Source organism: Nocardia cerradoensis NBRC 101014, assembly GCF_000308535.1.
Taxonomy (GTDB): domain Bacteria; phylum Actinomycetota; class Actinomycetes; order Mycobacteriales; family Mycobacteriaceae; genus Nocardia; species Nocardia cerradoensis.
This window is the reverse complement of sequence record NZ_BAFW01000033.1, coordinates 1-25995: the sequence shown is the minus strand read 5'-3', so window position 1 is coordinate 25995 and position 25995 is coordinate 1. Positions and strand designations below refer to the sequence as shown.

Sequence of the window (25995 nt, the reverse complement as noted above, 5' to 3'; positions counted from 1 at the left end):
CTGCGCCGGATATGGGTATCGAAATCCCCACCGAACTGCAGTGGGTCGCGAAATATGTTGTCGGCGCCGGTGATTGGCCGAAGGGTGACGAGACCGCGATGCGGCGGCTCGCCGACGGCTGGGATCAACTCGCCGACGCCCTGACCGAAATTCAGGCCGATGCCGGATCGGTCACCACGTCCGCCTTGGCCGCCGTCGACGGCAAGACGCACGAGGCGATCAAGGAGTTCTGGGATCAGGTCGCGGGCGACAAAGGCCTGTGGCCGGGCCTGATCGAGGAAGTCAAGGGCCTGAGCAAGGACCTCGACGACACCGCCACCGATATCGAACATACGAAATACGTCATCATCGCGACCCTGGTGATCTTCGCGATCCAGATGATCCAGGCGATCGCCACGGCATGTACGGGTATCGGGGCACCCGCCGCCGCGGCCGAGGAGGCTGCGGCGCAGGTCGCCGCGCGCTTGACCATCCGCCAGATCATCAAGTGGCTGATCCAGAAGATCTCCACCCGGGCGCTGGCCAAGGCCGCGATCATCGGTGTGGCGCAGGGCGCCGGTGTCGACGCGGGCGCCAGTCTGCTGCAGATGGCGCAGGGTAAGCGCGGCGGATTCACCGGCGAGGAAGTGAAAGGGCTTTTCGCCGAGAGCGTTTCGGGCGCTGTCGGTGGTGCGGTGGGCGCGAAGCTCGGCTCCGACGGCGTGGCCAAGGGGCTCGTCGACAAGGCCGGGTCGACTGCCGGCAAATTCGCCGCGCGTACGGCCGCCGATGCCGTCGGCGGCGCGGTCGGATCGGTCGCCGGAACCGCAGCGAGCGTCCCGTTCGGCGGAAAATTCGAGATCGACCCGACCACACTCGCGACGTCGTCGGTCGCCGGGGCGGCCCAGGGTGCGGTCGGTCAGGTGCACGAGGGGCGGACCGCTCCCGCGAGCCACGAATCCGGAACGACGGATGCCGGCGACACCAGCGCACAGCCGTCGCCCCACACCTCGGAGCCCGCGCCCGCCGGCACCGAGACCGGCACGACCGCGCACAACACCGATTCGGCGCCGGCACCGGACCGATCCGCCCAGCCGGATCACGGGAACGGACCTCCGCATCACACGGAAAATACTGCGCCGCAACACAACACGCCGACGATGGATGGGTCGCCGGCGCCGCACACCGCCGGCACGGAGAACGGGCCGTCCGGACATCCCGCACCGGTGGAGCATTCCGTTCCCGAGCAGTCACCTCGCCCCGGCTCGAGCCTCAACTGGGACACCGACTCGCCGGCACCCGCCGGGACCACGCATCCGGGCGCTTCCGAGACCTCGCCGTCCCACGACACACCGCCGGGCACCCCACCGGCGCCGGACCATGCCGCACCTCAGCATCCGGATGCGAGTTCACCGCCCCACGATGCGCCGGCGACCACTCGGCCGGGAACCGACCAGCCGGGCTCACCGCATTCGGATCCGGCGACGCCGCCGTCCGCTGCGCACCCCGATTCCCCTGCGGCAGCACCGGATCCGCCGCGACACCCGGATGCCGGAACGCCTGTCGGCCGACACGACTCACCATCACCGCAACCCGATCCGGCACAACCCACGGCAACGCCACACGGCAGTTCGGTCGACCCGGCCGCAGCGCCGCCTTCCGGCGGCGACCGAACGCCGCCTCCGGCCGAGGCCACCCCGGCAACCACGCACGCCGCGACCGCCGACACCCCCGCGGCCACGACGCCGTCGGCGGCCCCCTCGATGGGGTCGCTGGGATCTCTCGGTCCGGCCGGTGGTGAAGGTACGCATCGACCGAACGCCCCAGCTCACACTCCGGCTCACGCGGATACACCGCACTCCGATCCTCGATCGGCAGCGCCGCACATCGGACCCGAAACCGCGTCGCGCCCGGACAATTCCCGGTCCCCGCGCGACAACGCGCGAACCGACACTCCCCCGGCGAGCAGGACCGAGTCCCCGCGTCCGGCGCCATCCGCGCCGCGAACGACGGCCCGCCCGGAGCCGGATCGTCACACACCCGGCTCGACCGCCGCCGACCACGCTCCGGCACGCCCTCGACCGGAGTCGACCCCACCGGCACGCACTCCGGAGCCGAGCCGCACACGCGTTCCACATGACCGAAACGGGCACGCGCAGAACGGGAATACCGCCGAGCCGGCTGTCGAGCGACCGTCCGGCGCTGCCGCACATGGTTCGGACGCTCAGGCTCCGAACGGAACTCGGCCACCTGAGTCCGCCGATGTGCCCGGTCGTGGTTCCGCACACCCGGGTGACGCAGAAACCCCGGCCCACCGCACCGGCGAGCAACACCCGAGCGACGACGCGATCGCCGCACCCCACGACCGTTCCGATGCGGAACCGCCCGAACCAGCGCGGACCGACACCGACCGCAGCGCGGAGGCGCAACCGCCCACAGCGACGCCGCAGCCGCCCCCGCACCGCCCGGGTTTCGACCCCGCGGTGCACGCATACGTCGCCCGCCACAACGACGGCCGGATGATCCACATGGATCCCTTCTACTCCGGCCGATACAACCCCCACATCGACCGCTACCAGCCCACACCGGAGGAGATCTCGGCGGCCCGCGCCCACCCGCCCGGGGAAAGCCCGCACGATCTGGAAGTCCGCCGCTGGGAGGAGCACCGCGCCCGCACAACGGAAGCGCCTGCCGCACCGGAGCTTTCACCTGCCCGCGCGCGCGAGTCCGCGACCGCTCACGACTCGTCCCCGGAGAGCGCGACTCATCCGGAGCGCACTCCCACACCGAGCGATCGCGCCGGAACACCGCACGAGCGGAACACGCCCCCACACGATCGCACCGACGCCGCCCACGATCGTCCCGCCAACGCCCCCGAACACCCGGCCCGTCCAGCCGAACGCCCGGAAACCCCACCGCTGCGCCGCGAACCCGAACCGGCAACCCCACCCCGCTGGGCCCACCACGACCCGAACTTCCTCGACAACGCCATGCGCCCTCCGGAATGGATGCGGCGCAGCGCAACCCCGTCACACGGCACCCACCCGGCACCGCATCCCGAAGCACCCCGCCCGAACGGCACCCACCCCCACTCGACGCCCCGTCCGGAAGCTCACCGACCAACCGGCCGACCGACCTCAGAATCCCCCCGCCCGAACCATCCCCACCCGGAAACCCCGCGGCCGAACCACCCGCACCCGAAATCCCCGCGGTCGAACGGACCCCACCCCGAGACATCCCGCCCGAACCACCGCCCCGGCGAGTCGGCACCTCGCCCGGAGTCAGGTCCCCGACCCCGTCCGGAGGGGACCACACCACGTCCGGAAACACCACGCCCCTCCCATCGACCCGCCGAGCCGTCACCGGCCCGCCCCGACCCCGCCGCGCGGACACAACCGGAGCGAGCGGGCCGGCCACATCCCGACCCCTCGGCCGGTCCCGGACGCCGTCCGGTTCCGGGGCCCGACGCCCGCAACACGCCCCGACCGACAAGCCCCGCAACACATCCCGGAGCCCACGGACCCGCCGGCGACAACCACGCCGTGCACCCCTCGCCCACACATCCGGCGAGCCCTCGACCGCACAATGGTGTGCCCCACGAGGGGGGCCATCCCGCTGCGCCGCCACACCACAACCCGCCGCCCGGTAGCCACCCGCCTTCCGACGAAGGTTCGGTCGGCCGCGACGGTGTGCGCCGATTCGGATCCGACGAAGCAGGCCAACGCTACGGCGACAATCGCTTGGCCCATGTCCTGGACTCGTTGCCTCCGGAACTGCAGCATGCGGTGCGTCAGTACACGGTCCAGTCGTTCCCGAACGGCTTCCTGCGCTCGCCCAATCCGCTGGAGGCGGTCGGTCGCCATTTCGACCATCTGCGTGCCGAGAGTCATGCCGCCGCGGCCCTGACCCATGCGAATCGCGGTGAAATGCCTCGGACAGTGGCGGATCTGGATCGCATGGCGATGCGTCGCGACCTGGATCCTTTCCAACGCCAATGGGTCGACTTCGTACGTTCACAGCCGGATCCGGTCGCCCGACTCGACGCGTTGGCCAGCAATCAGGGGAACTGGAGGTTCCTGCACCAGTACTTCGACAGCCCACCCACGGTCGAGGCCTTCCATCGGCGGATCGCGGAAACCGACGCCGCACTCAACAGACCACTTCCCGAATCCGTCCAAGTACTGAGAGGGCTGCACGACCTCTCGTTCATGGAGACAGAGATGGGACGTCAACTCGGAGCGGGCGGTGATCCGCGTGCCTTGATCGGCACAACACAAACGGAACGCGCCTACATGTCAACGTCATTGGGCGCGAATCTCACTCAGGTCGACGGCCGGCCATTCCCGTTCCGGATCGAGATGACGGTCCCGGCCGGATCCCCCGGCCTCTGGATGGGCCACGACAGCGCGTACCCCGACCAGCGCGAGCTGATTCTGCAACGGCACACCCGGTACCGAATCAACGACGTCGTCCATACCGGATGGGTCCAGACCGAATCGGGGATGCGGCCGACATTCACCGTGCACGCGGAAGTTCTTCCGCCCGAACACATGGCCGCACCGGCGGCCGAACACGAGCGACCTTCAGCTCCCGCATCACGAACGGCATCCACCGCATCCGGTCCCCATCGAAACGAACCGAGCGGGCCGGCGCCGCACGAACCCGCGCGCCGTCCATCGGATGCACAACCGGCGCCTTCGACTCGACGCTCGGACTCCGAGAACAGCAATCCAGCGCACACCCCCCCGCGAAACGACGGCAACCCCGGACCGACCGCACATCCGGCCGGAGTGCCGGCACGGGGAGAAACGATGCGCCCGAGCGAGCGCCCCAGCCCCGGGGCCCCCGCGGCCGCTCCGAACGGTAGGCCGCCTGCGACACCGGTCACCACAGCGAACGGACCCCGCCCCGATCACCCGGCCCCGAACGAGGAACGGCGCCCCGGCCCCGGCTCCTCGGCGCCGCGAGAACCTGGACCAGCCGTCCACCGCCCAAGCGAACCGACAACGACGACAACGTCGGTCGACCGGTCGAGCCCGCCACCTCATCGGTCCGGTCCCGAACCCGTGGCTCCCACCCGGACCGACGGCGCGAGGCCGGACGTACGTCGCCCGGAACCGACCCACCCCACCCCGGAACCTTCCAGCCCCAACGAGACTCGCGGGAACCGCGACATCCCGGAACCGGGCAGGCGTGACAGCGCGCCCGCCCACACGAGTCCGGAACGCGGCGACGCGGTAGCGCCGCACCACCGAGACGCTCCCGATCATGCTCATGGAGAACCGACGCCCGAACAGCATCGAGCTATCCGTGATTACACCGACCCGGACGGGAACCACTACACCGACCTCAACAACCGTCTGCGCAACCACACCGAACTCGATCCGGCCCAGGAGCAACTCGCGCAACGGATCTCCGACGGTTTGAGCAACCTGCCGGCACACACCGGCACCGTGTGGCGTGGCACCTCACTGAGCCCAGAAGAGATAGCGCGGTATGTCCCCGGTGAAACGGTGACCGAGGCCGCGTTCACCAGTACCTCCCGGGACCCTCGACGCACCTTCGTCGGCAACGTCGAATTCGTCATCCACTCCAGCACCGGCCGCGATATCTCAGCGCACTCCGTGCGGCCGGGTGAACGAGAAGTCCTTTTCGACCGCAACACCACGTTCGAAGTCCGCGGTGTCACGCACGATCCGACTGCGGGGCTGTTCGGGCGCAGCCGGATCTACCTCTACGAGACACCTTCACATGTTCCTCGTTCCGAGGATGCGGTCGAACACCACGGCCCCGACGATCATGCCGGGCCGATAGATCATGAAATCGGAACTGGTACAGACGAAGTGGAACACTCCGTCCTGCACGGCACCGACCGCACCGCCATCGGTGACGACCCCCAGACGCATCGTGTCTACGACAACCTTCGCAATGAGGGCGAACACGATGTCATCGTCCATGGGAACCGCTTCGGCCGCCCGATCCCCGGGCACGAGAACGAGGCCAGTCCGCAACACGTCGCCGAGGCGATTCGGAACAACCCGAACTACCAGCCGGGCACTCCGGTCCGCCTGATCTCCTGCCATGCGGGCAACGACATCGGCTGGGCTCAGCAGCTCGCCGACGAGCTCGGTGCGCCGGTACGCGCACCGTCCGACACGGTCGGTGTGCGTCAGGCGCCCGACTCGCCTGCCGTCGTTCACGACGGTGGGCACTGGGTCACCTTTCACCCCGGCGGCATCGAACCCCCACCGGAACCGCACCACCACGTCGACGTCGCGGAGTCCGATGGCTCGGCCGTCACCACCGAAGGCCGCCGGGACGGCTGGGACGTCATGGCCTCGGACGAGAACCATCTCGAGGCAGCGGTGGACCCGTCGGTGGACATCAGCGACATGGGCGTGGATCCCCGATGGCGAACCGACAACGAACCTCTCTATCGCAGCGACAACAGGCCGCCCGCTGTGATTTTCGATGAGGGGTTCTCTCCTCGAGATCCCTCTTTCACAGACCTCTCGCAATACGTAGAAGACGATGTTCCTTCGGCTTTCGTCAGCACATCGACACGCGAAGATATCGGCGAGGAATTCGGAGGGCGTTTCACCTATGAGCTGGATGCGCCCGGAGGAATCGATGTCAACGAGACACTCGGCGCCCACACGATGGAATACGAATCCGAAGTGGCGTTCCCGGGAGGAATTCGTGGCGAGTTCATCGTAGGCGCGAGATCGTACAGCTACTCGACCGGAGAGTACGGTGACTTCATTCCCAATCCGAACTATGTCACCAGAGACGACGGGGACCCCGGCGCCGGCGGGAGACCGTCCGACAGCGATGAGAGTACCGGCGACTAGCATGGAGAGATACTGACCGGTCGATCCGATTCTGAATGCAGGAGATGAGAATGACCGACAACACACCACCGCCGATAACTCCCGCGCTCCGAAAGGCTGCCGCGGAACGACCCGGAGGTTGGGTGTACGTGATAGACCCGTTCTTTCCGCAGGATGGAAACGTTCCCCCGTACGGCATCGAGGGGGCATGGAAAGTCGACGACGAAGGAAAGATCAGCGGCGAGTTCCAGCGCAACGCCAAGTACCGCCCGTCCCCGGTCAAGCTAGGTATGCCGAAGCCCGGCGACGACATCGAAAGGCACTTGCAACTGGCTGCGACCGGGTACGGGACGGAGGAATCCCTCACGAACGCATTGCGGTCGTCCGACGTGTACATCCCTGGCGACGGAACTGTGGAAACAGTCATATATTCGGATTCTCAGGGTGATTTTGTAGCCCTGTACACCCGCCCGGAGATCGTGCCGGAGAACTACCGGTTCATTGAGCGGGTACCGTTCGAAACCCTGTTACATCGCTTACCGGGAGATGCGGCGGTCGTAGTCAATCCCGGCACTCCGAGTTCTGTGCGAATTCCGGTCGCAGCATTGATACAAGGCGGCCCCGGTCGATAACATTTACCATACGATACTCATCGAAAAGAGTTTACTGTGCAGGATCTTCGACCGGTCGGCATATATCGGGAAATGTACCGAAAAGACAAGCCCGAATTGCGACCGCTATCCGAGTCGTACACCACCCGGATCATAGGTGACCGCGATCGGATTGCGGACTATATGCAGGCCGGAACCCCCGTATTCGATGTCATGGAAGATGTCGTAGATATGGTGGACGACCGTGAATGGATCCGTAGCGGGCCCACTCTCGTCTCGGACGGCGAGTGGATATGGCGACTGGATTCGATCCACTATCTGAGGAACTATTCGCTCGACATGCCACAGGAATTCATGGACCACGTGCGTCGGCAGAACTACCAGCCGCCGGAGACCATCGATGTGACAGATGCACGATACGACACTGCAATCGCCGCATACTTCTGACGGAACGGGAGCGCACGATGACCTATCAGCCGGACCGATCTTCCGCCACCGACCCCGCCGAACAGCGTCGAGTCGACGAAAAGATCGCAGCGCGAATGGGCATCTCGGTCGAGGAGTTGCACGAGATCGATCGCCGAGTGGCCGAAGATATCGCCGCCCGAGACGCCGTGCCGGCCGAGCAGCGGATCGTCGACGACAACCCCAAATTCACCAAGGGATTCGGACCGGTCACTCCCGAGAACGAGATCCAGCCAGGCGAAATACGGGAACATTACCGGAATTCCGAGGCCGCATCACCCCCTGACGAACAACCCTCGTAGACGGGATCATCATCGTGAACTCCTGGGACGACACCAGCTACAACTCAGGCCCCCTCCCGCCGCCGGGGACGCCCGAATATCCGGAACCGAAACCGCAGCGCGATCCGCTCGAAGGGCGATACGAGCCCTGGACTCGCAAGCCCTTGTTCTACTGGCCGATCCTGATCCGCGGTGAGTTCGTCGGTCACATCTGGGCGTCGCAGCACCACAACTCCGCCGGACTGGTTCGCATCTTGAGTCGTCATGACTTCTCTTGGATGGACGTCTGGCGGGATCGGCTCGACGCCGCCTGCAAGCAGGGATTACGTCCCGTCGATGCGGTACAGCGCTGGGTCGGTGCGCCCGAAGATCCCGTCGGCGGCTACATCCCCGCCGACGCGCCCGTTCTCGACGCGCCGAATCTCGACACTCTGTACCAGCGCACGAACCCCGGCGGGCCTGCGGCGCCCGGGCCTCTCATTCAAGACGGCGAATTCCCCGACGGCACGCCAGTGAACCGCGCGCAGGGCTGGGGACCACTCGTCTCTGCACCCAACACCACCTACCCCGCCACCACCGACTCACCGATTCGGTATCTTCCGATTACCAAGAGCGGCAACCTCATTGCCTACCTGTGGGCGTCGACCACCAACGATGCGGCCGGCTACCTGCCCCGCACGGCAGCGGGCAGAACCGCACAAATCGCCGCCGGCCTCTGGAAACTTCGCATCACCCAGGGCTACGAACAGAACGTTCCACCGCTCGAAATCCTCGACAGATGTCGCAGCTTCCCCGAAGACCACATGTCGGGCATGATCCAACCAAACATGCCGGAAGTGGAGCTCCCCACGCTGCAACAGCTCGTAGATCTCGCACAGCAGTAGCGGATTCACTGCACAGGCTCGAGGCCGACCTCACGCACCACCCCGATGTACACCGGATGACAAGATCGAGTCCAGATGACCCAGCAATCCTGGTCGGCCGAGCCCAGGCGAGAGTCGCACGGCTTTTGTGAACCTCCGCTGCCGCCAACGAATTACCGGCCCCCTGCCGACCCACCAGGCTACGAACCTCCAGCCATTTTCGGTGCGCCGAGGGCACCTCGCGCCACATACGAGGGCTGGACCAGGCAGCCGGTCAGGTATGTGCCTGTCATACGGCGCGGCGAATTCATGGGGTGCCTCTGGGCATCGGCGACCCACAACTCCGCCGGTTTCATCCGCAAGATGTCGGGCGGCGATCCCCTGTCCGACCCGTCGTGGACCGCGATCGACACGTGGGCGGACCGGCTGGCCGCCGCCTATGCAGACCGGGTCCCGGCCCAGCAAGCGGTACAGCAGTGGATCGGTGTGGCGGAGCATCCCGAGGGTGGTGGAATACCCGTCGGCGCTTCGGTCAGGCGAGCCGAAAGCCTCGCTGCTCTCTACGAATTGGTGAACCCGGGCGGCCCTCCTCCACCCAACCCACTGATACAGGACGGCATGTACCCCGACGGCACGCCGCCCGACCGCTCACAGGGCTGGGGCCCGCTGGTCGGCGCGCCATTGCGCCGCTACGCAACCAGCACAACCAGTGCAGTCCGCTTTCTGCCGATAGTGAAGGCTGGTCGGCATATCGGCTATCTCTGGGCCTCGGTCGAGAACGACGCCGCCGACTACCTTCCTCTCCGGTCCGCCGGCAAGACAGCGCACATCGCCGCAGGCCTCTGGCAATTGCGACTGAGCCAGGGGTACAAGCAGCATGTCCCGCCACTGCAAACCCTCCAGGACAGTCGCCACCATCCTGAAGACCGCCTCTCCGGGATGATCCAGCCGAACGCTGTGGAAGACGAACTTCCGTCGCTGGAACGATTGAAGGCGCTCTCCCAGCGATAACACCTTCACGAGGCAAGACGAGCCGAATCGATATCAACGTCGACCCCATCACCTGGGGTGAGGACCTGCGCTTGGAGTACCGCGGGGAGCTCTATCCAGGAGAAGTCGTGGAGATGCTCGGCGACCAACTGTTGTCCCAGGAGTTCTACGTGAACGGAATCCGCCACGGGCCGAGCCGAAAGTGGTGGGCCGACGGACGGATGATGTCCGAAGGGGAAATGATTGCCGGCAAACCTTCCGGAGTCAAGAGGGACAACGATGTGTAACCAACTCGCCACGGCCGTGGCAGACGGAAGCCTGACGGTTCAGACCAGCCAGCTCTTGCGGCGGTAGTAGGCGTCGTCCTCGTCTTCGTCGTCGATCGGGGCGACGGCCTGGTTGGCTTTGCGGGCGGCCGCGGCGCGGGCTATCGCTTCGCGTTGCTCGCGGGCCTCTTCCTCTTGGCGCTCGCGTTCCTCGGCTTCGGCGGCGGCCAGACGTTCGGCTTCGACGATGCCTCGGTCGATCTCCGCGGCGAGATGCGCGCCATTGGCGGCGAGGCGGCGTTGGGCTTCCTCGAAATCCTCGTTGTGGTTGCGCAGCCAACGGTTGTGTTCGTACATCACCTCTTCGAGGTGGCGGGCGAGGTCCATCTCATTTCTCCAGGGTGGTCAGCGGCGGACGACTCAGAGTGGGCCTGCCTCGGCCAGTTCCGCGCCCGAGCCGCTGGGATCGGGCGGCGGGCCCTGCGGCGGGCCGGCCGGTGGCTTGTGATCGGTCTCGGAGTCGCGACGAGGCGGCGGAGGGGTAGTCGGCGGGGTTGTCGGATTGGCTTGGCTACCACCGTTTTCGCTCGACTGTCCACCTCCGGCGGGTGGCTGTTGCTCGGTCGGCTTCGGTGGCGGAGGTGCCTGATCATCGCTGCCCGGCTTGCCGACTCCGCTGTCCTGCTTCTGCTGGGTGTCGTCACGCTTGCGGCCGTCACCGGATTGTTGCCCCTCGCCGGACGGCTGACCATCACCTCCGGGCTTCCCCGCGTCCCCCTCCGCACCCGGCTTCGTGTCCTCGGTGTTGATCACCGGGTTGCCGTGCTCGTCCAACTTCATGCTGTAGGTCTTCTCGTCGCCCGAACTGTCGGACATCACGACCTTCAGCTCACCGTTCGGACCCATCTCGAACTTCAGATGCCTTCCGGCGATATCGAATTCGGCATTCGGTTTACCGTCCGCGGCGCCCCTCGCGTCGTGCGGCTGCAGCAGCGACTGCACTTGCTGCAGGGCACCGTCGAACCCCTGCTGGATCGCGGTGGACAACGCCGTCGCCCCCTGGGTCAGCGACTGCCCTAGCGTGCTGACCACCGGAGAGAGCTGGGACGCGATCTGACTGATCTGCGCGAGTCCGTCGAGGCCGGAGGTGACTGTCGGCGAGACCGACGACGGAACGGTATTTCCTGGCGTCGATTGATTACTCGGAACCGAATTCGCCGGAGCCGGACCCGGATTGGCGGGCGCCGGCCCAGGATTGCCCGGAGAAGGCCCCGGGTTGCTCGGCGGCGGAGTCCCAGCCGGCATCGGGTACGCCGATACGTCCAGCCTGTCGAGCGCATCCGATATGCCGCCGTAGAGCTGCTCGATCGTCCCTTTCGTTCGGGTACAGAGGGCGTCGAAGGACTGGACGATGTCCTCCACGCCGCGCACGAAAACCGTTCGAAGCCAGTCCGTGGCCGTGGGACCGTACTGCTTGGCGATCTGCATCGACACCATGGGGCCGTAAGCACCGGGATTCTTGTACTCGGCCGCCACCATGATCATCCAGTCGATCTTCTGGCGTCCGGCGGAACCATCGAAATCCGGACCGTCTTCTTTCCAATACTTCTTGACCGCTTCCGCCTTGCCCATGACCGCATTTCGCAGCGAACCGGACGCAAACACCAAACCCAGTGAGGCCGACTTGACCTGGTCGTAGTCCGTCTGCGCACGCCGAACCTGCTGGTCGAGCAAGGCATGGGCTTCATCACCCGCGGTACCTTGCCAGATGGATGGCAAGGCGCCGAGCTGCGTCTTCTGCAGTTCCAGCTCGGTGTTGGCCTCGCCGACCACCCGGCTGAGATCCTGCGCGACACCGTCCAGGGCGGCAAGATCCATTCCGCGCTCGGTGTCGTATTTGGCACACAAGGATTCGTAGGACGGCATTTCCGCCCGGCCGAATCCGAGAAGTTTGTTGACCTGCGCGTACCGGGGCAGATATTCCTGGAAGAACATCAGCCCGGTGCAACCTTCGTCCAGGATTTTATCCACGGAGGCATCGGTGGAAACGTTGAGGGTCACCGGAATTCACCCCTGCGAGTACGACGCGCACGACATCGTGACCACATCAGACGCGCGCCGCGGCGGGCGTGGTCGGGTTCAGATTCACGCCCGTCGCGTTGAACTTCTCGACGTTGGAGTCGTCGACCGTCGAGTAGGTGTTCGCGCTGGTGCTCATCGTCTCCCCCATCTTGGCGATCGCCGTTTGCCAATTCTTCAACCACGTGGTCAGGTGTCCCAGCGAGTGGTTGATCTTGACGCCGTCGGCAGTGTAGTCACGGCCGGCCTGCGGACCTCCGAAGGTGTGTGAGGTCAACTCCGTGGTCTTGTTGTCGAGTACACCCGCAGAGCCCTTGAGATTCGTCGCCATCCGCTGCAGCGACACGACGTCCACCTTGACGTGGCCACCCGAAGCCATCGTTCAACTCCCCTCCCTCGCTGATCTGCGGCCGACGCCACAGCCTTCCCGTACTCTCTTCGACGCGCACGGACGGCGACCGGTTCCCTTTCCTACCGGCCATCGCGTCCGGATGCGCACCCCGCGAATCTACTTGCCGGGCCGTCGGTCGAAAACCGAAGGCACGCCGCTCACTTGCCCATCTTGCCCTTGTCCACCTGGACCCACTCGGTGCGGCCGTCGGGGTAGTGGTGGAATTCCCAGGCGGAGTAGTCGCCACCGTCGTCGACGATGCTGACGTGGTCGGCGTAGCCGTCGTGGTCCATATCGGACCAGACTTCCATCGAGTGGTCGCTGTGGAAGGTTTCGGTGTCCAGGATGCCGTCGGCGTCGATGTCCTGGGACGGGTGGTTCAGCTCCACGGCGCCGATGCCGCCGAGGTCGGAGTGTGCGTCGACTTCCGGCAGGTCCAGGCCCGGCAGATCGCCCGAATGGATCATGTATGTGCTCCTCGAGGGACGTGCGGGAATTTCCTCCATCCTGGCATCCGGAAGTGGTGCGGCGCATCCCCGGTCCGGCATGTTGTGGATAACTTACCGGCGCCGAGGTGGGCCGAGGGTTTGCCTGTGGATAACTATCGTCCTGCCGCGCCGGGCTACTGCTTCGGGATGATGAGCCACAGCACCAGGTAGACGATGAACTGCGGGCCCGGCAGCAGGCAGGAGAGGACGAACAGCAGGCGGATCACATTGGCGTTCCAGCCGAAGTATTCGGCGAGGCCACCGCAGACGCCGCCGATCCACTTGTCGGAGGTCGATCGGGTGAGGCGGCGGGTGGGGGCGGTCATGACGCTCTCCTTCTGTCACGGTCGTGCGTGGTGATTCCACTGTGCTGGGCAGGCACCCCGGCGCGCATCGGGCGCGAGACCCATCCCGACCCTGATTTCCCCGGCCCGGGCTCAGGGTGATACCCCGAACCCGGCAGACTCGTGGGCGTGAGTACGACTCTGCATGCGCACGGCCTCTCGGCGGGGCACGGAGACCGGGTGCTGTTCGAGGACCTGGATCTGGTGCTGGCGCCCGGCGATGTGATCGGCCTGGTGGGGGTGAACGGAGCGGGCAAGTCGACGCTGTTGCGGATGCTGGCCGACCGTACGCCGCAGACGGGCCGGATCACGCTGAGCCCGCCCGATGCGACGATCGGCTACCTCGCACAGGAACCGGAACGCCTGGCCGACGAGACGGTGGCCGGATTCCTCGCCCGCCGGACCGGAGTCGCGGCGGCGCAGCGCACGATGGACGCCGCGGCCGAACGGCTGGCGACCGACGATACCGCCGCCGAGGACTATTCGGCCGCTCTGGAACGCTGGCTCGCGCTGGGCGGCGCCGACCTGGAGCCGCGCGCCGACGAGGTGGCCGCCGAACTGGGACTCACCGAAAGTTTGCCGCAAGGCCTCGACACGCCCATGACCGCGCTGTCGGGTGGGCAGGCCGCGCGCGCCGGACTGGCCTCGGTCCTGTTGTCGCGCTTCGACATTCTGCTGCTGGACGAGCCGACGAACGATCTCGACCTGGACGGCCTGGCCCGGCTGGAGAACTTCGTGACCGGGGTGCGGACCCCGTTGATGGTGATCAGTCACGATCGCGAATTCCTGGCGCGCACCGTCAACCGGATCATCGAACTCGATCTCGCCCAGCAGCAGGTCGGCAGTTACGACGGCGGCTACGACTCGTATCTGGCCGAACGCGAGATCGCTCGCCGGCACGCCCGGGAGGCCTACGAGGACTACGCCGATACCAAGGCCGGGCTGGAAGCGCGGCAGGTGATGCAACGGAACTGGCTCGAGCACGGCGTGCGCAATGCGCGCCGTAAGGCTCGCGATCCGCGAAAGGTGGACTCCGACAAGGCCGGTCGCAAGATGCGGGCGGAATCCACCGAGAAGCAGGCGTCGAAGGTGCGCCAGACCCAGCGCCGCATCGAACGGCTGGAGGTGGTGGAGGAGCCGCGCAAGGAGTGGGAGTTGCGGATGTCGATCGCCTCCGCACCGCGCAGCGGTTCGGTGGTGGCGACATTGTCCGATGCCGTCGTGTCGCGCGGCGAGTTCGTCCTCGGTCCGGTTACCACCCAGGTCGACTGGGGTGACCGGATCGTCCTGACCGGGCCGAACGGGTCGGGCAAATCCACGCTGCTGGCGCTGCTGCTGGGCAAGACGGCGCCGGACGCCGGAACCGCCGCGCTGGGTTCGGGGGTGGCGATCGGCGAGGTCGATCAGGTCCGCGGACTGTTTCGTGGCACGGCCACGCTCGCCGACACGTTCGGCGCCGAGGTACCCGACTGGCCGGAGGCGGAGATCCGCACGCTGCTGGCCAAATTCGGGCTGCGCGGAGCTCACGTACTGCGCGCCAACGACACCCTGTCGCCGGGTGAGCGCACCCGCGCCGCGCTGGCGCTGCTGCAGGCGCGCGGAGTCAACCTGCTGGTACTCGACGAACCGACCAACCATCTGGATCTGCCCGCGATCGAGCAGTTGGAGCAGGCCGTCGAATCCTTCGACGGCACACTGCTGTTGGTCACCCACGATCGCCGCATGCTCGATACCGTGCGCGCGACCCGGCGCTGGCACATGTCCGCCGGACAACTCACCGAAAACCGTTGAATCAGAACGTGCTCGGCGTTGCGATCACGATGCCTCACGCGACCGCCCAGGAAGTCCGGATGGAACAGATGCAACTCGGCGTGGACACCCGGATCACCCTCCTGATCGCCGGACTTCTCTTCGTCTGGGCCCTGCTGCTGGGCGTGTGGAAGTACCACGGGATGCGGACCTCAGCGCAGGGGCTTGCGCATCCCTACGTCGATATCGCACACCGCGCGGCCCTGATGTACAGCTTCGCGGCGCTGCTGCTCGCGGTCTTCGTGGAACTGTCGGACTGGCCGACGGCAGTGAATCTCGTTGCGGCGCTGATCGTTCTCGGCTTCTTCGCCGGTGCCATCGCCTCCTACTGCCTGCACGGGGTGCGGCGGGATACGACCAATCAATTCCGCGGCGACATCGGACTGCCGCTGCGGTCGGCCATGTACGCGTTGATCGTGTGTGAGATCGGCGGCTTCCTCGTGCCGTTCACCGGGTTCGTGCACGCCCGGTTCTGAACCCGGATGTGGTTCAGCCGGCCGCGATACCGGTGATCAGCGTGCGCCCCGATTCCGCTCGGGTGCTGATGATCTGGGTGAACGCATGCGGCTGTTCGTCCGGCTTCTGCTGGGTGAGGCGGACCTCCCACTGCCCCTCGTCACCGGTGCGGGTGATCTGCACGCAGTAGCGGGTGCCGACCGGCACCTGATTGATGCCGCGCTGGATCTGGTCTGCCGGCGGCACCGACGAGTCGTCGGCGACGACCGCCCGGGCGGCGTACCCCGAACGCTGGACGTAGTACGCCCGCTCGAAGGCCAGGATGGCGTCCGGACCACTCGCGGTGCCCCCGGGGTCGGTCCCGGAGACCACCTCCGCGGTGCGCTGCTGCTCGCAGCCGTCGGTGGCGATCGTCGAGGTCGCCGCGGCCGTGGTCGTGGGCGGCGGTGGGGTCGCGCTCACCGAGGTGGGCACCGGCACCGCCGCGACCATCGGCGGTTTGGTCGCGACCGGCTGAGATCGCTTCCCGGTATGGAGGACGGTCAGCACCACCGAGACGACGACGATGCCCACACCGATCAAAGTGATTGCGGCCAGCAGCTTTTCACCGCGACGGTGGTCGCGGCGCGGGCCGGCCTGGCGTGGGCGCGGACGCCGCAGCGCGGGACCGGGGTTACCGCCCGAGCGGTCGACGATGTGCGGGACCAGCGTCGACTTGTCGACCAGATCCGGATCGGTCAGCGGCCCACCGACCGGGATGCGGCGCGGTTCCGGTTCCACGTCCGGCTCGGGCTCCGGCGTCGTGCGCTGCGCCGGTTGCAGCCACTGTTCCCACTCCCCCGACGGATAAGCCGCCGGCTCCGGGCCCGGCCGGGCCGGCGGCACGGCGACGGCGCCGTGATTTGCCGCCGCGGCCGGGCGGTTCGGATGTCGCCGGCCCGACCGCCGTTTGCGGCCTTGCTTGCCGACGGGAGTCCGGACCATCGGCAGGCCGAGGTCGAACGGGTTGTCCTGCTGCGGGTCCGGCTCAGACCGTGTCATCGCCGAAGTCGCCGATCACGGCGGCGGGAACCGTTGTCTCGGCCGCCGGCACGGTGACACCGAGCTGGCCGTCGCGAGGTTTGTGGTCCTGTCCGCTACCGGCCGGCGGCGGCAAGGCCATACCTCCGGCCACCCCACCCGGATGCGCCGGCTCCGGCGCGGGTGCGGGCGCAGGGGTGGGGGCCGGTGGCTTCGGCATCGGCGGTGGGTCGGCAGGTGGCGGGAGGATGGACGACGGTGACGGGGGTGGCGGATCGGATTTGTCGGCCGGGGGCTTGTCGGCCGGCGCCTTGTCGGGTGCTGGTGCGCCCGGAATGATCGAGCCCGGTCCCGTCGTTCCGGGAGCCGTCTTGCCGGGACCGAAGTCGAACAGCTTCGCCGAATCTCCGGAATGCCCCGCCGGATTGGTCTTGTCGGCGGTGGCGTGGTCCGGGTTGATCAGCTGCGGTATCGCCTGGTCTACCGAGGAGGCCACCGTATCGATGGTGTGCGTGCCGACCTCGGCGATCTTGTCGATCAGGTGGGTACCGATATCCACACCGGCATTGATGGCCGAGGTGCCGACCTGCACACCGGCCTGCACGAGCAGCTGCTGTAGTTGCAGCTGGGCCAGCTGCGCCGGATCGATCGGCTGACCGGGCGCCGTCCCGTATTGCGCTGGGACCGCGCCGTATTGGCCCGGAACCGCACCGTAGGCGCTGGGCAGGACCGTAGCGGGCGTATCTCCCCACGATTGTGCGGAGTTCAGTCCGGCGGGCGTGGTGACCGTGAGCGGACCCATCTCGTCCAATCGGCGCGAGTGATCGTCCATTTCGGTGCGTGCGGAGGTGACGGTGGTGATCGCGTCGCGCAGCGCCTGGGTGGCCCGGTTGATCACCGCGTCCGTATCCGGCGCGGCGGTGGCGTTGCCGAGGATGGTTCGAGCGTCGCGCCGGAAATCGGCGATGATCCGGTCCATCCGGTCGGCCGCCCGCGCACTGGTCGCGTGGGCGTCGGCCAGGACACCCAGGTAGGCCGGGCCCCGGTCGGAGATGTCACCGATCTGAGTCTGGGTGGTGCGCAATGCCGGAACGGCCGCGTCGGAGCCCGGACCCGTCCAGGTGGATTCGAGCGCGTGGACGCCGTCGCGGTGTGGCCCCTCGGTATCTGCGGCCTGTGTGGACGCGCTGGACAAAGCGCCGGTGATGGTCGCGGCAGGCGTCGCGACACCGGTGCCCAGTGCGGCACGCAGGTCCAGCAGCGGCCGGACCAGGGTCGCGACGATCGGCGGATCCACGGACGGATCGGATGTCGTTGCGGGCGTGGTGGTGTCGTTGCGCGCGGCGGTGGGCCGGCGACGCAATGCGGTCGGACGCCTCATGACCGCGACTCCGTCCGGGTGATCGCGACGGCCGAATCCTCGTCGGTGCCCTGCACACCCGCGGTATAGGTGTGCAGCCCACGCCCGTAGGCCGAGACCAGTTTGCCGGCGGTGGACAGCGCCTGCGCGTGTTCGGAGACCGCGGCCGCGAATTTGGCGGCGAAGTCCGCTCCCACCAGCCCCAGGTCGGTGGCCAGCTGCTGTGGATCGACCGCGCCGGCCGTCACGGACGCCGCCGAAGCGAGCTGTTGGGAAACGGTATTCGCGATGGCCGTATACGCCGCCATCGCCGCGGGATCGACCCGCATCACCGCGTCCGGAGCGGATGCGGTGGCGGTCGGCGGTGGCGCCGAATTCGCGGAGTCGTCGAGCGTCGGAGACTTGTCAAGCTTCAGCGGGTCCACTGTTCCCCCTCACGGAAATCAAGCTTCGCTGTCGCGTCATGATCTGCGTCCAACCATACTTCCCGGAGCCGACAGTCGCGCCCCGATCTGCGGGACCGTCGGCGCGCCGACGACCTCCGCAGGCCCCCTCCGGGATTCGCCGCCGACCGCCGACATGCGCGATGACCAGCCGATATTCGGACGGTGATGTGCTGACGCCGCCATCGTGGCCGCGGCGCCCACCGCTCGATAACGGCCTATACAGCCGCACCCCTAGGCGGCGTACGCACCCCGTTCATCGCGCCCGATGTGCCCGCGGCCCTCAGACCGCGGCCACACACTTGGCGAGATCGTCGGCGAGTTGTTTGGCGCGATGCGAATCCGTCGCCTCGACCATGACCCGGATCAGCTGTTCGGTCCCACTCGGGCGCAACAGGACTCGGCCGTTGTCGCCGAGCGCTCGTTCGGCCTCGGCCACCGCCTCGCGAACCTCCGGCGCGGCGGCGACCGCGGCTTTGTCGGCGACCGGGACATTGACCAGAACCTGCGGCACGGTCGTCATGACGCTCGCCAGATCGGCCAGGCCGCGCCCGGTTTCGACCATCCGGGCCATGAGTTTCAGACCCGTCAGCAGCCCGTCGCCCGTGGTGCCGTACCGCGGGAAGACCAGATGTCCGGACTGCTCACCGCCCAGGCTGTAGCCACCGCGGCGCAACTCCTCCAGGACGTAGCGATCGCCGACCGCGGTGGTGCGCACGGTGATTCCCGCATCGCGAAGCGCGATGTGCAGACCCAGATTGCTCATCACGGTCGCTACCAGGGTGTCCTGCACCAGCTCGCCCGATTCGTGCATCGCCAGGGCGAGGATCGCCATGATCGCGTCGCCGTCGACGACGGCACCGGAACCGTCGACCGCCAGGCAGCGATCGGCATCGCCGTCGTGGGCCAGGCCCAGATCGGCGCCGTGCTCGAGCACCGCGCGCTGAATATGCTCGAGATGCGTGGACCCGCATCGTTCGTTGATGTTGAGCCCGTTCGGCTCGGCGTTGATCGCGACCACGCGCGCGCCCGCCTCGCGGTACGCGGCCGGGCCGACGTCGGAGGCCGCGCCGTGCGCACAGTCGACGACCACGGTGATGCCGGACAGATCGCGGCCGGTGGCCTCCACCAGATGTTCGACGTAGCGCTCGTGGGTGCCGGCCAGGCTGTAATGGTCCTCGACATGACCGTCGACGCCGGAGAGGCTGAGCACCCGGCCGATGCCGGCACCGGTCGGACGCACGAACCCCTTCGCGCGGACCAGTTCCTCGATCTTGTCCTCGACGCTGTCGTCGAGTTTGTGACCGCCCGCGGCGAAGATCTTGATGCCGTTGTCGGGCATGGCGTTGTGCGAGGCGGAGATCATGACGCCCAGGCAGGCGTCGTAGGCGGCGGTCAGATACGCGACCGCCGGGGTCGGCAGGACACCGACCGAGAGCACACTCATTCCGGCGGCGGTCAGACCGGCGGTCACGGCGGCCTCCAGCATCTCGCCGCTGGCGCGTGGATCGCGGCCGACCACCGCCACCGCGCGCGATCTGCCCCGGCCCAGCACCTGTGCCGCGGCCGCCGAAATCTGCAGTGCCAGTTCCGGACTCAGCGAGTCGTTGGCAAGGCCGCGGACTCCGTCGGTACCGAACAAACGCCCCATCTATCTCGCCCCTCGAGTTGAATTGCGGTGAGCGCGGAGACCCTGCGTCGCGGACGCAGGCTGCCCGCCCCGGCCTACCGTCGATCGATACAGCACGAGAGCAGGCGCCCGGCTTTGGACGCCTGCTCTCGTACGGGGTCGCGTCGGCCGTGCTCCCACCGGCACACCGTGCGGGTGCGGGTGGGAGCGGCCGCGCGCTGCAAGATCAGCGCTTCGAGTACTGCGGAGCCTTGCGGGCCTTCTTGAGGCCGTACTTCTTACGCTCGGTGGCACGCGGGTCGCGCGTCAGGAAGCCGGCCCGCTTCAGGGCGGGACGGTCGTCCGGGGTGACCTCGATCAGCGCGCGGGCGATGGCGAGGCGCAGCGCGCCGGCCTGACCCGACGGGCCGCCGCCGACCAGGCGGGCGTGCACATCGAAGGTTTCGGTGCGCTCGACGGTGACCAGCGGAGACTTCACCAGCTGCTGGTGCACCTTGTTCGGGAAGTAGTCCTCGATGGTGCGGCCGTTGAGCACGAACTGGCCGGAACCCGGGACCAGGCGAACCCGGACCACGGCCTCCTTGCGGCGGCCGACGGTCTGCACCGGGCGGTCGATCACGACCGGCGCGGCGAAGCCCTCGGACTCGGTGTACTCGGCGTCGTAGCCGGCACCCTCGTCGACGACCTCCGCGGCGGCGTCTTCGACGTATTCCTCGTTGAATTCCTCAGGAGCGGTCACTGGGCCACCTGCTTGATCTCGAACGGAACGGGCTGCTGGGCCGCGTGCGGATGCGACGGGCCGCCGTAGACCTTCAACTTGCGCGCGATCTGGTTGCCCAGCTTGTTCTTCGGGATCATGCCCTTGACGGCACGCTCCACGACGCGCTCCGGCCGGGTGTCGAGCAGCTGCCCGACAGACCGGGACTTCAGGCCACCGGGGTGCCCGGAGTGGGTGTAGAGGAGCTTGTCCTCGCGCTTGTTGCCGGAGACGGCAACCTTGTCGGCGTTGATGATGATGACGAAGTCGCCACCATCGACGTTGGGGGCGTAGGTCGGCTTGTTCTTGCCACGCAGCAGATTCGCTGCCTGCACGGCAAGGCGGCCGAGCACTACGTCAGTGGCGTCGATGACGTACCACTGCCGGGTCACGTCACCCGCCTTCGGGCTGTACGTAGGCACAGTGCTTCCCTGTCTGTCGTTGATGTTCTGCCAGCCAGGCGAACGGTCGAGTGATCCCGGCGGCCGGTGGAGACCCGGGGCTCGTGTGACGGCACGGACGAATCCACGACGTACCGCACGCCGAACGACGACGATACCAGGACCGGCTCGGGGTCCCGAAATCGCCTCCGCACTCGTCAGATGTGAATCGGCGGGCCCGAGTCGAACGTACCGGGGACCGTCGGGACGACGTAGTGCAGATTGTCGACCGCCAGATGCGCGCAGGGATGGTCGGAAACCGTCCGCATACCCGGCCCCGGGCGCTCGACGGTGTTCGGCGTGACCGAGCAGGCCGGGCTCGGCTCGGGCGCGCGCGACACCTTGTCCACGGCCGGCCACGAGCCGAAGTCGGATCCCGCGCCGATGCCACTCAGCGAGCGCGCGTCGAAGGCCGCTGCGCCGTCGGTCCGCGCGTCGGCGGCTCCGGCTGCCGCCGCAGCGGCCGCCGCCGAGCTGTGTTCCGGAAGCGGCCGGGCCATGTGATCCGCATCACCGTCGGCGTGGATCGCGAGCGCCGCCAGCGCTACCGCCCCGACGATCGTCGGTGCGCCGAACAGATTGTCCTTGACCTTGCTCCACAGCTTGCCCTTGTGGGCGTGTTCCTCGTCATCCGGTTGTTCCCCGGCCGATGACCGACCACCGGATTCGGTGGTCCGCTGATCATCGACCGGGCCGGCCGGGGGGCGGGTGAACCTGCTTTCCAACTGGCCGGCCTCCCGGGTCATCCGGGTGGTCGGCTCGCCGGTGGGCAGGGGCTGCGGGCTCGATGCGGGCCCGGCGTCACGCGCCGCGTGCCGGCCCTCGGCGACCCCGTGCGGATTCGGAGGCTCCGGGCGGCGATGCGGTTCGGCGGGCGGGCGGGCGGGTTCCGGCGCACCGGCGTCCTGCCACGCATGCCGGCCCGCGTTCTCGGGACGGGAATCCGATTGCGGCGCACCGCGATTCGGGATGCTCTGATTCGACGCCGCCTGCATCGGCCCGGGTCGCGGGGGACCCGGCTGATTCGGCACCGCCGGATTCGGCTGATTCGGAACAGGAGCCGGGCCCTGCTCCGCCTCCGCGTATTCGCTGTCGGTGACGAGCAGATGCGCGGCACCCAGCACCAGGGCGTGCATCGGATGATCGGCGACCCGCAGCCGGGCGCCCAGATGATTCTGGAACGCCAGCCGCAGCGCGTCGTTGAAGCACACGTTGCCGGTCAGCAGCACCGTCGAGGTGTCGGCGCCGATCGAGCGGGCCGCGGCCATCACCTCGATGACGACGTTGTCCGCCGAATGAGCGTCCCGCATCGAATCCGGTGTGATCGGCACCCCGACCGATTCGGTGGGCCGCTCGTCGTCCCCGTCGACGGCCACCACCAGGCAGACCCGGCCGTCGGAATACACGCCGGTCGCGCCCACGCCCCGGCGGCCGGGCGCGGGCGGCTGCACGAGCCCGAGGGCCCGCACGTAGCCGGACAGCGCCACGGATTCGGGCAGCGGGTCGGTGAGAACGTCCATCTGCTCGACCAGACGGCAGTATTCCTCGACCTTCTCGTCGGGCCAGTCGTCCGGGAACGGCAGTGCCACCACGTCGGGCTTGCCGCGCAACCGGCTGCCGATCGCGGCGAGCGGGTTGTAGAGCCGGGCCCGGAACACCAATTCCGCCGGCCAGGTCGCCCCGGCGATGCGGATCTGCTGATGCCCGAGGATGTCGCGCACGTCGGAGACCGCGATGCCCAGATCGGGCCGCTGCCGGTCCACGCCCGCGGTGTGCAGTCGCCCGGACTTGTCCGCCAGCAAATACGCAGGCGGCGTATATGTGCCTTCCACCTGGACCGGGCGGATCGGTGTCCCACCGCCACCGGCGGCCACGGACACCACATCCCATCCGAGATGTATCGCCCCTACTCGAGCCGTCACATGCATAAGTGTGCCTGCTGTCGCGCCGGGATGCTCGGGGCAGGTCCGATTAGTGCGGGCATTTCCCGTCGATGCTCGTCATCGGCCCCGTTCACGCGGCCGACTTCTTCAGCCGCAGACGCCACCACGTCAGCGTGGACAGCGCCGCGGTGAGCACGATCAACATGCCGGCGTCGAGTAACCAGAAACCGGGCGTGTGCTGCCAGATCGCATCGGGCTGGGCGTTGACGAACAGGGTACGCAGATCGATGGTCGACGCGCCGCCGGCGAATCCCCAGCGCGACGGGAAGATGTACGAAAGCTGTTCCAGCACCACGCGATCGGTCACCGGAATCATGCCGCCGGCCATCACGAGCTGGCACATGATCATGACCACCAGCAACGGCATGACCTGTTCGTTCGATTTCGCCACGGTCGACAACAACAACCCGACGACCACACACGTCACCGCGGTCAGCGCGATATCGACGTAGAGCTCCGCACCGCCGGACGGGATGAGCGCCCCCTTCCCGGGCGGATTCTTCCCGGCCAGCACGATGGCCACCAGCACCGCAGACTGCAGCAGCGCCGCGACACCGAAGACCATCACCTTCGCCAGCAGATACGCCGAGGGCAGCAGGCCGACGGCTCGTTCCCGCAGGAAGATCGGGCGTTCCCCGACCAGATCACGCACGGTCAGCGTCGATCCCATGAAGCATGCGCCGAGGATGAGAACGACCAGCAGCTGCTGGGATTCACTGCCTCCGGTGAGTTGCGGATGCAATTGACCGTCCGGCCCGAGAATCGGTGGCGCCGCGGCGAAACCGTTCTTCCCCGGCACGACCAGGCACAGCACACCCAGCACGAAGGGCAGGACCACCAGGAAGGCCAGGTAGCCGCGGTCGGCCAGGATCAGGCGGACCTGCCGCCGCGACAGTGTCGACAGTTGTTTCCAGCCACTGGATTTCGGCGGCTGTCCCATGACACCGCGGGGCACGGCCGGCGGTGGCGGTGGCAGCGCCGCCTGCCGGGACCGATAGTTCGCGAAGGCGCGGTCCGGTTCGGCGGCGACCCGCGCGAAGATCTCCGCCCAGTCGCTGGTCCCGAGAAAGTCACCGACCCCGGCCGGATGTCCGCAGAACGCGGTCTTGCCACCGGGCGCCAGCAGCAGCACCTGATCGCACATGTCCAGGCAGGCCACCGAGTGGGTGACCACGATGACCGTGCGCCCGGCGTCGGCCAGTTCGCGCAGCATGGTCATGACCTGCCGGTCCAGCGCCGGGTCTAGACCCGAGGTGGGTTCGTCGAGCAGCAGCAGGGCCGGACCGGTCAGCAGTTCCAGCGCCACCGAGGCGCGCTTGCGCTGACCGCCGGAGAGCCGATCGACGCGGGTATCGGCATGTTCGGTCAGCGAGAGTTCCTTCAGCACACCGTCGATGACCTGCTGCCGGTCGGCCTTCGAGGAGTCCGGCGGCAGCCGCAGTTCGGCGGCGAATCCCAGCGCCTGGCGCACGGTCAGCTGCCGGTGCAGCACGTCGTCCTGCGGCACCATGCCGATACGACTGCGCATGGCCTCGTATTCGGCGTGCAGGTTGCGGCCCTCGAAGGTGACCACACCGGCCGACGGATGTGTCGTTCCCGCAATGAGTTTCGACAGTGTCGACTTGCCCGCGCCCGAGGGGCCGATGAGCGCGGTCAGGGTGCCGCGCCCGGCCTGCATGTTGACGTCGACGAGAAGTTGTTTGTTGCCTTCGACGACGAATCCGACGCCGTGCACACTCAGGCCCTGCTCGGTGACCGGCTTCTTGCGGTGCTTCAGCGTGCCTTCCTGCACGACGAAGTCCACGTTGCCGATGGTGACGATATCGCGCTCGCGCAGCGCGACCCGCTGCTCGCGGCGGCCGTTGACGAAGGTGCCGTTGGCCGAGCCGACATCCTCGAGGACTAGTCCCTCACCGCTCTTGACCAGGCGGGCGTGCCGGCGCGAGGCGAGCGGATCGTTGACGACGATCTGGTTGTCGCTGGTGCGGCCGATGGTCAGGCCGCCGGCCGGAATGCGATCTGCCCGCGCGATCGGTGCGGTCGAGGCGCGCGCACGCACCGGCGGCAGCGCCGAGGTGTCGGCCTTGGTGGTCATATTGACGTTCGGCACACCGCCCGAGCCGTGGGCCGCCGGAATCGGCTGGGACGGGCGCTGATTCGGTCGTTGCGCGGGCCGCGACGGCGGCTGCGGCGTGGTCGGTCGGCGCAACTGCCCGGATTGCGGTGTGGGATGGGACGGTTGCCGACGCTGCTGCTGCCCGCCACCGTGCTGTCCACCGCCGTGCTGCCCGCCACCATGCTGACCGCCTCGCGGCCCGGCGTCCCGGGCGGGCGGATTCGGCGCACGGCCCGGTGACTGCGCCCGGTTGGGCGGCGCGGGCGGCCGGAACTGTGCCTCCGGCAGCAGATGCACCAGCGGCCCCGTGACCGCGTCACCGAGCCGGACGAGCATCGGCCGATCCACCGGAACGGGCCGCGTGATCCGCTGCGCGTCCACGAAAACCCCGTTGGTACTGCCGTTGTCGGAGAGCACCCAGGCGCCCCCCTGCC

Annotated in this window: 22 protein-coding genes; 9 read left to right on the top strand and 13 right to left on the bottom strand. The window is 67.8% G+C overall.

Features of this window, described 5'->3' with window-relative positions; translation table 11 throughout:
• Positions 1-11: 11 nt before the first annotated feature.
• The 7 genes from ON23_RS39760 (at position 12) to ON23_RS04690 (ending at position 10306) form a co-directional block, all read left to right on the top strand.
• Positions 12-6830 (top strand): scabin-related ADP-ribosyltransferase, encoded by a 6819-nt coding sequence (locus ON23_RS39760; protein ID WP_039776607.1) that lies wholly within the window; start codon positions 12-14, stop codon positions 6828-6830.
• A 50-nt stretch (positions 6831-6880) separates the two neighbouring features.
• The gene (locus ON23_RS04715; protein WP_157170163.1) at positions 6881-7441 is read left to right on the top strand and encodes a type VII secretion system-associated protein; all 561 of its coding nucleotides are present in this window, start codon (positions 6881-6883) and stop codon (positions 7439-7441) included.
• Positions 7442-7477: 36 nt separating this feature from the next.
• A complete protein-coding gene (locus tag ON23_RS04710) occupies positions 7478-7867 on the top strand; it encodes a hypothetical protein (protein WP_063821221.1) in 390 nt (129 codons plus the stop codon).
• Positions 7868-7884: 17 nt separating this feature from the next.
• Complete coding sequence (locus ON23_RS04705) at positions 7885-8187, top strand: hypothetical protein (protein WP_039776605.1); 303 nt, start codon at positions 7885-7887, stop codon at positions 8185-8187.
• Between the two features lie 14 nt (positions 8188-8201).
• Positions 8202-9050 (top strand): hypothetical protein, encoded by an 849-nt coding sequence (locus ON23_RS35755; protein WP_051041996.1) that lies wholly within the window; start codon positions 8202-8204, stop codon positions 9048-9050.
• Positions 9051-9392: 342 nt separating this feature from the next.
• Positions 9393-10040 carry a hypothetical protein gene (locus tag ON23_RS04695; protein ID WP_168435199.1) on the top strand — a complete coding sequence of 216 codons (648 nt, stop codon included), beginning with the start codon at positions 9393-9395 and terminating at the stop codon, positions 10038-10040.
• A 107-nt stretch (positions 10041-10147) separates the two neighbouring features.
• Positions 10148-10306 (top strand): toxin-antitoxin system YwqK family antitoxin, encoded by a 159-nt coding sequence (locus tag ON23_RS04690; RefSeq protein WP_157170162.1) that lies wholly within the window; start codon positions 10148-10150, stop codon positions 10304-10306.
• A gap of 39 nt (positions 10307-10345) precedes the next feature.
• Here the strand turns inward: ON23_RS04690 and ON23_RS04685 are convergent, their stop codons facing one another.
• The 5 genes from ON23_RS04685 to ON23_RS04665 form a co-directional block, all read right to left on the bottom strand.
• Entirely contained in the window at positions 10346-10672 is a 327-nt protein-coding gene (locus ON23_RS04685) for a hypothetical protein (RefSeq protein WP_039776602.1), read from the bottom strand.
• Positions 10673-10705: 33 nt separating this feature from the next.
• Positions 10706-12346 (bottom strand): hypothetical protein, encoded by a 1641-nt coding sequence (locus tag ON23_RS04680; RefSeq protein WP_039776601.1) that lies wholly within the window; start codon positions 12344-12346, stop codon positions 10706-10708.
• Positions 12347-12392: 46 nt separating this feature from the next.
• Positions 12393-12743 carry a hypothetical protein gene (locus ON23_RS04675; RefSeq protein ID WP_030513483.1) on the bottom strand — a complete coding sequence of 117 codons (351 nt, stop codon included), beginning with the start codon at positions 12741-12743 and terminating at the stop codon, positions 12393-12395.
• A 170-nt stretch (positions 12744-12913) separates the two neighbouring features.
• On the bottom strand, positions 12914-13222 hold the full coding sequence (locus ON23_RS04670) for a DUF6802 family protein (RefSeq protein WP_030513482.1): 309 nt from the start codon (positions 13220-13222) through the stop codon (positions 12914-12916).
• A gap of 155 nt (positions 13223-13377) precedes the next feature.
• On the bottom strand, positions 13378-13569 hold the full coding sequence (locus tag ON23_RS04665) for a PspC domain-containing protein (RefSeq protein ID WP_039776600.1): 192 nt from the start codon (positions 13567-13569) through the stop codon (positions 13378-13380).
• Between the two features lie 147 nt (positions 13570-13716).
• Here ON23_RS04665 and ON23_RS04660 point away from each other — a divergent pair, with 147 nt between their 5' ends.
• A complete protein-coding gene (locus ON23_RS04660; protein ID WP_039776599.1) occupies positions 13717-15378 on the top strand; it encodes an ABC-F family ATP-binding cassette domain-containing protein in 1662 nt (553 codons plus the stop codon).
• A 68-nt stretch (positions 15379-15446) separates the two neighbouring features.
• A complete protein-coding gene (locus ON23_RS04655) occupies positions 15447-15872 on the top strand; it encodes a hypothetical protein (RefSeq protein ID WP_039776676.1) in 426 nt (141 codons plus the stop codon).
• 13 nt (positions 15873-15885) lie between these two features.
• On the opposite strand, the gene ON23_RS35750 is transcribed toward ON23_RS04655, so the two are convergent.
• From ON23_RS35750 to ON23_RS04615, 8 genes are all read right to left on the bottom strand, one after another.
• Complete coding sequence (locus ON23_RS35750) at positions 15886-16893, bottom strand: DUF8176 domain-containing protein (protein WP_051041994.1); 1008 nt, start codon at positions 16891-16893, stop codon at positions 15886-15888.
• Positions 16880-18253: a hypothetical protein gene (locus tag ON23_RS04645; RefSeq protein ID WP_039776598.1), complete on the bottom strand. Its 1374-nt coding sequence runs from the start codon at positions 18251-18253 to the stop codon at positions 16880-16882. Before ON23_RS04645 ends, ON23_RS35750 begins: the two co-directional genes overlap by 14 nt.
• Positions 18250-18657: a hypothetical protein gene (locus ON23_RS04640; RefSeq protein ID WP_223273392.1), complete on the bottom strand. Its 408-nt coding sequence runs from the start codon at positions 18655-18657 to the stop codon at positions 18250-18252. The genes ON23_RS04645 and ON23_RS04640 overlap by 4 nt, the downstream gene beginning before the upstream one ends.
• Positions 18658-18958: 301 nt before the next feature.
• Positions 18959-20326, bottom strand: coding sequence for a phosphoglucosamine mutase (gene glmM / locus ON23_RS04635; RefSeq protein WP_039776596.1), 1368 nt, complete (start codon positions 20324-20326; stop codon positions 18959-18961).
• 205 nt (positions 20327-20531) lie between these two features.
• Positions 20532-21044 (bottom strand): 30S ribosomal protein S9, encoded by a 513-nt coding sequence (gene rpsI, locus ON23_RS04630; protein WP_039776595.1) that lies wholly within the window; start codon positions 21042-21044, stop codon positions 20532-20534.
• Complete coding sequence (gene rplM / locus ON23_RS04625) at positions 21041-21484, bottom strand: 50S ribosomal protein L13 (RefSeq protein WP_030513473.1); 444 nt, start codon at positions 21482-21484, stop codon at positions 21041-21043. Before rplM ends, rpsI begins: the two co-directional genes overlap by 4 nt.
• 176 nt (positions 21485-21660) lie before the next feature.
• Entirely contained in the window at positions 21661-23430 is a 1770-nt protein-coding gene (locus ON23_RS39090) for a hypothetical protein (RefSeq protein ID WP_051041992.1), read from the bottom strand.
• 85 nt (positions 23431-23515) lie between these two features.
• Positions 23516-25995, bottom strand: a 2480-nt coding sequence (locus ON23_RS04615) for an ATP-binding cassette domain-containing protein (protein WP_039776593.1), incomplete at its 5' end; no start/stop codon positions are given.